The sequence below is a fragment of the uncultured Anaerotruncus sp. genome, from assembly GCF_902490045.1.
In the GTDB taxonomy this organism is placed as follows: domain Bacteria; phylum Bacillota; class Clostridia; order Oscillospirales; family Ruminococcaceae; genus Anaerotruncus.
Genome location: NZ_CABUCJ010000149.1, coordinates 1 through 5121 on the forward strand (window position 1 = coordinate 1; position 5121 = coordinate 5121).

At 67.3% G+C, this 5121-nt stretch carries 4 protein-coding genes; all 4 read left to right on the forward strand.

Going from position 1 to position 5121, the window contains the following annotated elements:
- The coding region (locus RDM88_RS11660; protein ID WP_308755002.1) for a M23 family metallopeptidase at nt 1-397 on the forward strand (397 nt) is incomplete at its 5' end.
- Nucleotides 387-953 carry a peptidase M50 gene (locus RDM88_RS11665; RefSeq protein ID WP_308755003.1) on the forward strand — a complete coding sequence of 189 codons (567 nt, stop codon included), beginning with the start codon at nt 387-389 and terminating at the stop codon, nt 951-953. The genes RDM88_RS11660 and RDM88_RS11665, both read left to right, overlap by 11 nt.
- A 231-nt stretch (nt 954-1184) precedes the next feature.
- Nucleotides 1185-3494: a hypothetical protein gene (locus RDM88_RS11670; RefSeq protein ID WP_308755004.1), complete on the forward strand. Its 2310-nt coding sequence runs from the start codon at nt 1185-1187 to the stop codon at nt 3492-3494.
- Between the two features lie 63 nt (nt 3495-3557).
- Nucleotides 3558-5121 (forward strand): TIGR03960 family B12-binding radical SAM protein (locus RDM88_RS11675; RefSeq protein WP_308755005.1); only part of this gene is annotated, 1564 nt, incomplete at its 3' end.

The window sequence follows — 5121 nt, forward strand, 5'->3', positions numbered from 1 at the left end:
GGACGCGCCGGCCGGGGGCGTCGTGACCTCGCCGTTCGGCTGGCGGGAGCACCCCATCTCCGGCGCGGAGGACTTCCACCGGGGGGTGGACATCGCGGCGGCTTCGGGCAGCGGCATCTATGCCTCGCTGCCGGGGCGGGTGGCGGAGGTGGACAGCTCCCCCATCTACGGCAACTACATCACGCTCGACCACGGCGGCGGGCTGACGACCACCTACTGCCACTGCGATTCGATCGCCGCGCCGCTCGGCGCGAACCTGCGGCGGGGGGAGCTGGTCGCGCTGGTCGGCAGCACGGGCATCTCCACCGGGCCGCACGTCCACTTTGAAATCAGCAAGGACGGCCGGTACTACAACCCCGCGTGGGTGCTCGACGGGATGGATGCCGATGGAGTTTGAGCGGGGCGGGACGCGGTATTCCTTCACCTTCGGTTTTTTTACGGTGCTCGCGCTCTGGCTGCTCTGCGACCGCTCGGGGCTTGGGCTGCCCGCGCTGGGCGGCGTGCTCGTGCACGAGGGCGGGCATATCCTCGTCATGCGTTTGACGGGCGCGCGGATTCTGGCCATGCGGTTCTGCGCGGTCGGGGTGCGGCTGGAGAAGCGCGGCCTGCTTCCCTACGGCCGGGAGGAGGCCGTCTATCTCGGCGGCGTTGCGGCGAACCTGCTCGCCGCAGGTGTAAGCGTTCTTCTCTGCGGCTGGAACGGCTTTGCCGCCGTAAACCTGGCGCTCTGCGTCTTCAACCTCCTGCCGGTCGGCCGGCTGGACGGCGGGGTCCTGCTCGGGCTCGCCCTCTGCCGCGCGGGGAAGCCCGAACGGGCCGCGTTCTGGCGGAAGCTCGCCGGGTTCATGGTGCTCACGCCCCTCTTCGCGGCGGCCCTCCTGCTGTTGCCGCGCGGCAACTATACGATGCTTTTGACCGCGCTCTATCTCGCGGCCACCCTTCTGCGGGAATAGGCGGAAGGCCCCTCCGGCAACGCCGGAGGGGCCTTCGGTTTGTGTTTGGGCGGGATGTGTGGTAAAATACAGGAAAAAGCGGGGACCGCTTTTTTCGCAAAATTTTTTCTGACCGGATAAAAACCGCCGGGATGCGACACTGATTAGATGCGAAATCCTGCGTTTATTTGGAAGATATGGACGGCGAGGGCCCGTGGCTGGCCGCCGTGAAATACCGCTGGGGGGGATTTGATGAAACGATGGCTCTGCGTCCTGCTGGCGCTGGCGCTCTGCCTCTCGGCGGCGGGGTGCGTGCAGCCGCCCGTGGAGGGCCCCGCGCCCGCCAAGGAACCCGCGCGCCCCGCGCCGGAAAAGACGGACGACCCGCTCCTGCTCGCGATGGAAGCCGAGCTGACGGGCGCGCGTCCCGGCGACGTGCGCGTCGACCCGCCGGGCGAATACCAGCGGGTCAGGATGTCCCGCGCGCTGGTGGAGGGAATCGCGAACCTCCTGACCGTCTCGCCCTTTGAGCGGGTGGAGATGCGCTCCATCGAGGGGGAGGGCGATCTCGGCTACCAGCAGGTGAGCGTGCTGGGCGGCGGGAAGGTCTGTTCCCTCGAGCTGTTTCTCTGCGGGGAGAGCCACGCGCTGTACCCCGGAAAGACGGTGCTCTGGCTCCAGGTCGGGGAGGAGACGGGACAGTACCTGTTCGACGGGGCGGTCTACGACGATATCGCCCGGCTGGTCGGGAAAAACACCGTTCCCGACGTCGTGAGCCTCGAGGGGGAGTTCCTCCCGCTCGATTCGCAGAATTCCGCTTCGCAGGACGCCTATCCGCGGGAGCTTCTCCAGCTCGGCGGAATCCTGCTGGTCCGCTGCGAGGACGCGGACGGAAAGGCGCTTTTCGAGGCGTTCGACACGTCGAGCGGGGAGGCGCTTTACGACTTTGCGTCGGAAACCGGGATCGACCGGATGGAGAAGACCTCCTATAACGGCTGGGATTACCGCATCGTTCAGGAAAACGGCGTCGTCTCCTACCGCTCGGCCTCCGACCCGGAAAAATCCGAGGAGGTCAACCTCCCGCTCGCGCTGTGGCGGCGGCTGGAACAGCCGTGGACCGGCAGCTACGATCTCGACCCGGCGGCCGGCCTGGCCGTCTGCGCCGACGAAGAGGGGGTCTGGCTCAGCGGCCCGGGGGATACGGTGCGGCGGGCGCTCTCGTCCGACGGGCTTCCCGGGGTGCTCGGCGACCGCTATCCCGCCGACCTGCCCGGGGACTTCCCGAAGCCGCGTTATACGGAGCCCCGCCTGCACGGGGGCGGACGGATTCTCACCGCGGTGGTCACGATTCCCGGCTCCCAGTCGGACTACGCCGCGCTGGCGGTCTGCGACCTGGCGGCGGGGACGACCGGCTATTACCGGAATTTCGGCGCGATGCGTTCGGGGACGGCCTATCCGGGCGACCTGACCGTCGTGATGCGCTCCGACACGGTCGACACGGTGCTCGACCTCTCGACGGGCGAAACGCGGGAAAGCCCGGTCATGATCGACCGGGGGGTGCGGGAGCTCTACACCGCGGACTATGAAAATTACCTATCCGCGCGGTCCTCCCGCGCGGACGACGGGCAGAGCCTTGTGGAACTTGCCGCGTACGGGGAGGACAAGCCCCTCTTCACCGCGGCGGGCGGACAGTTCCATGTGGCGGGCGTCACGCCCGACTACGCGATCTGCCGCTACCGGGACGGGCAGCAGGCGGGAACCCTGCTGCTCCGGTGGAACCGCGCGGGCGCGCTGACGCTTCATTCTCTGCTCGCGGGAGAGACGGAGCGCGCGGGCGCGTCCCCGATCGACGCCTACGGAACGGGAGACGCCGTGGCCATCCTGGCCCGCGCGGCGGACGGAAGCTGGTTCGTCGAATCGTTCGACGCGAAGACGGGCCGCAGCTTCGGGGACGGCGTCCGGCTCGGCCGGGAGACGCGCCCCGTCGCGCTCGCGCCCGCCTACGACCGGGCGGGGTATGACTACCGTCTGCTCACCGCCGAATCGGTGCTCTACGGGAAGTTCGGGCAGCAGCTTCCCGAGGAGGAATACACCCTGCCCGACCGCATCGCCACCGCGCTGCTCCCGGACGACGGCTCCTTCGACCTCTCGGGGGAGACGATCGCCTACGCGGCGGAAGACGGTGTCTGGACCGCCCGCGCGGACGGCACGGGGGAACAGCTCCGGCTCCCCAACCGGGAGATCGGCCAGCGGACGGACAACATCCCCGCGCGCTACGCCTTTCCCCGACTGATGGGCGGCGGGCGCTTCCTCGTCGGGATGCAGGCGATCCTGGGCGGCGAGACCATCTACTGCGGATTCACCGTCCTGGACCTTGCCACCGGGGAGAAGACGGAGGTTTTCGATCCGGACGGCAATTACCCGGGCGGCGTCCTCTACCCGAACGACTATACGGTCGGGCTGCGGCAGGGGGAGACGGTCGACTATTACTCCCTGCCCGACCTGCGGCGCGCGGCCGGGCCGAACGAGCCCTATCCAAGCGAGGCCTACCGCTTCGCATAGCTTGCAATTACCCCCCATTTCATGTAAAATGGGGGGTAGCTTTTTGAGAGGATGTTTCAAATCATGAATGTGAAAAAGGCGCTCGAACGGGTGCTTTTGCAGGTACAGAAGCCCGCGCGCTACACCGGCGGGGAGCTCGGGAGCATCGTGAAGGACCCGGCGAAGGTGGACGTGCGGTTCGCCTTCTGCTTTCCCGACCTCTATGAGGTGGGGATGTCCCACCTCGGCATGAAAATACTCTACTCGCTGATGAACGAGCGGGAGGATGTCTGGTGCGAGCGGGTGTTCGCGCCGGGCGACGACCTGGAGCGGCTGATGCGGAAGCACGGGATCCCCCTCTTCGGGCTCGAGAGCCTTGACGCGATCACCGATTTCGACTTCATCGGCTTTACGCTGCAATATGAGCTGAGCTTCACCGCCATCCTCAACATGCTCGACCTCGCGGGGCTGCCGGTGCGCTCCAAGGACCGCCCCGGCCTTTCGCCGCTTGTCGTGGCGGGAGGGCCCTGCGCCTGCAATCCCGAGCCGATCTCGGCGTTCATCGACCTGTTTATCCTCGGCGAGGGGGAGGAGGTCAACCTCGAGCTGATCGACCTCTACCAGACCGCCAAGCGGGAGGGCTGGGACAAGGGGGCCTTCCTGCGCCGCGCCGCACGGATCGGGGGCGTCTACGTCCCCTCCCTCTACGACGTGAGCTACCGGGAGGACGGCACGATCGAAGCCGTCACCCCGCGGGAGGGCGCGCCCGCCCGGGTGCTGAAACGGATCGTCAGGGATTTTGACGGCGTCTACTACCCGAAGGATTTCGTCGTGCCCTTCACCGAGACGGTGCACGACCGCGCGATGGTCGAGGTGCTGCGCGGGTGCATCCGCGGGTGCCGGTTCTGCCAGGCGGGCTTCCTCTACCGCCCGCTGCGCGAAAAGCGTCACGCCACCCTCGACCGGCAGGCGCACGACCTCTGCGACCACACCGGCTACGACGAGGTGTCGCTCACGAGCCTTTCGACGAGCGACTACTCCGAGCTTGAGCCGCTTTTGAACGACATGCTGTCCTGGACCGAGCGGGACGCGGTCAACATCGCGCTGCCGTCGCTCCGGGTGGACAACTTCTCCAGGGAGCTGGTCGAACGGATCGCGGCGGTGCGCAAATCCTCCCTCACCTTCGCGCCCGAGGCGGGGACCCAGCGGCTGCGGAACGTCATCAACAAGAACGTCTCCGAGGAGGAGGTGCTGCGCACCTGCCGCACCGCCTTCGAGGGGGGCTACAGCAATGTGAAGCTCTATTTCATGATGGGGCTCCCCACCGAGACGGACGAGGATATCGCAGGCATCATCCACCTCGCGCAGAAGGTGGTCGACATGTTCTACCGCCTGCCCGACCGCCCCAAGGGGCGGGGGGTCAGCGTGACCGTGTCGGTGGCCTGCTTCGTGCCGAAGCCGTTCACCCCCTTCGAATTCGAGCCGCAGGACACACGGGAGGAGCTGCGGAGGAAGCAGCGCATCCTGCTCGACACGGTGAAAAGCAAAAAGATCACCGTCAAATACCACGACAGCCCCACGAGCTTTCTCGAAGCGGTGCTCGCGCGCGGCGACCGGCGGCTCTGCCCCGTCGTCGAATACGCCTGGC

What these genes read in the sequence shown, in the direction of transcription:
- RDM88_RS11665 (WP_308755003.1), top strand. Translation starts at nt 387, where the DNA reads ATGGAGTTTGAGCGGGGCGGGACGCGGTATTCCTTCACCTTCGGTTTT.
- RDM88_RS11670 (WP_308755004.1), top strand. Translation starts at nt 1,185, where the DNA reads ATGAAACGATGGCTCTGCGTCCTGCTGGCGCTGGCGCTCTGCCTCTCG.